The sequence below is a fragment of the Azonexus sp. genome (genome assembly GCF_036170495.1).
Taxonomy (GTDB): domain Bacteria; phylum Pseudomonadota; class Gammaproteobacteria; order Burkholderiales; family Rhodocyclaceae; genus Azonexus.
On record NZ_JAVHPH010000356.1, the window covers coordinates 1 to 2,184 of the forward strand.

A 2,184-nucleotide genomic window follows, 5' to 3' on the forward strand; every position below is an offset into this window, starting at 1 on the left:
CCTGCATCAGCGCCCCGGCCAGGGCGAGCAGCCCGCCGCAGGCAAAACCGGCCAGGGCGCGCGGCAGGCGCAGCTGCAGCACGACATCGCCCGCCCCGCCCTCTTGACCAAGCAGGGCGGCGAACACCTCGGCATAGGAAACCTTGAAACTACCCACCGTCAACGCCAGCCCGATACTCGCCACGGCCAGAAGGCCGAGGCTGGCGAGTATCAGGAAGGCGCGGTGACGGGTGGGCACGTTAGTGAAGCGTGTAGCGGATGCCGGCGAAGGCTGACAGGCCTGGAGTTCCGTAGATTACGCTCGTCGAACGGGCGACCTCGTACTCCTTGTCGAACAGGTTGTCGATACGCGCAAACAGGCTCCAGTCCTTGGCCATCGCATATTCCCCAAAGAGATTGGTCAAGGCGTAACTGCTCATGCGGACCTGATTCTTCCGGGTCAGCCAATGCGGATCGTCGTAACGCGTTCCCACCATCTTCCACTCGATGCCGCCCTTGAAGGCGCCTGCGACATAGGTTGCCGAAAGGTTGCCAAATGCCTTGGCGCGGCGACGAAGCTGCTCACCGGTGTCCATGTCCTTCGGGTTCTGGAAGGTGGCATTCGCATTGAGCAGCCAGTTGCCGACACTGGTGCCGGCGGATAGCTCGATGCCCTCGATCCGCGCTTGTCCGACATTCGTTGGCGTCGAGAAGTAGGTGTTCGGATCGGTAGTCCATTCGATCAGGTTACGGATCTTGTTATGAAAATAGGTGATTCTGGCCTGATTGCGCCCTTGCTGGTAGCGCAGGGAAATTTCGCCGTTACGTGACTCCTCCGGCAGCAAGTTGGTGTTGCCGGAGCCGACTCCTGGTGTGTTCGGGAAATACAGTTCATTCATGGTTGGCGCCTTGAATGCCGTACCGAAACTCGCTGCCACACGCCACGCCGGGGTTAGACGGTAACCATAGCCAGCCAGCCAGGTCTGATGTTGTCCGAATTGGGAGTTGTCGTCGCTGCGTGCGTTCAACTGGATGGCGTGGGCGTTGATCGATGCATTCCAGCCCAGTATTGCAGAATTTATGCTGCGCGATTTGACTGAATAGTCCTTGGTCGAATCCACTTCCTGCTCAAGCCGTTCCAAACCGGCCAGCACGCTGCCAATCGGGAGCGCAATGTCGTTCTGCCAAGTGTACTGATTCTGGGTGGTCTTGAAGAGGCTGATTGGATCGCCAATGACCGACTCCGGGCTTTCAGTCCGGTCGGTTCCCTGAGCGATGCGGACAGTGGATTTCCAGATCGAAACAGGCGCAACGGTGGCGAAGGCGTAGGTGCCAGCGGTCCGGTGCTTTATTTCGTAATTTCGGTTCGCATTAACCGTGGCAAAAATGTTCGGATCCCATTGGTAGGCGTCGTAGCGGCTGACCGTCTGTGCATTGAAGAAACCCGCTCCAATTTCAGTATCCGCGTTGAAGCGATAACCGGCATTCAGATTCAGATTATTGTTGCGATAGCCATCCTTGTCCGGGTTGTAGCCTGGATAGTTTGGCGATTCGATGCCATTGATGCCTTGGGTGCCGCTCAGACCGGCCTTGATACCGTAGGAAAAATTGCCAATCCGGTTGGCGTGGGCGAGGCTTGTTTCATAGGTCGACGCTGTACCGGCGCCGGCCTGGATCGCCAGACGCGGCGCATCGCTTCCGGCCTTGGTGAAAATCTGGATGACGCCACCGATGGCATCGGATCCGTAGAGTGCCGAGGCCGGGCCACGCAACACTTCTATACGCTCGATCTGCGACAGAGGAATCATCTGGATGGCCGTGGTGCCAGTCGTGGCCGAATTGACGCGAATTCCATCCAGCAGGATCAGCGCATGGCCGCTATTGGTGCCGCGAATGAAAACACTTTCATCGGCACCACGGCCGCCTGATCGACCAAACTCGATGCCTGTGCTGCGACCAAGCAATTCAGCAAGGGTGGTAGCTGGTCCGGCGTTTTCGATATCCTGTTTGTCGATGATCGTTACGTCAGTGATGGCTTCATTGGCTCGCTGAGTTTGGCGAGTTGCTGTGACGACGACTGAATCAAGGTAGGCGAGTTGCTCGACCGCGAAAGCCGCGGGAGCAAAAGACAAGGCCAGCAGCGTGGCCAGTGGGTTCAAACGTGGATGCATGATTTTCCTTTTCCCGGCGGGCGTCCCCGCATGC

The 2,184-nt window shown here is 58.1% G+C and carries 2 protein-coding genes; both read right to left on the minus strand.

Annotated elements, in window-relative coordinates:
- A partial coding sequence (locus ADADOO_RS13155; RefSeq protein ID WP_511277958.1) for an iron chelate uptake ABC transporter family permease subunit occupies positions 1-238 on the minus strand: 238 nt, incomplete at its 3' end.
- A gap of 1 nt (position 239) precedes the next feature.
- Entirely contained in the window at positions 240-2,150 is a 1,911-nt protein-coding gene (locus tag ADADOO_RS13160) for a TonB-dependent receptor domain-containing protein (protein WP_511277959.1), read from the minus strand.
- Between the last annotated feature and the right edge of the window lie 34 nt (positions 2,151-2,184).

What these genes read in the sequence shown, in the direction of transcription:
- ADADOO_RS13160 (WP_511277959.1), bottom strand. Translation starts at nt 2,150, where the DNA reads ATGCATCCACGTTTGAACCCACTGGCCACGCTGCTGGCCTTGTCTTTT.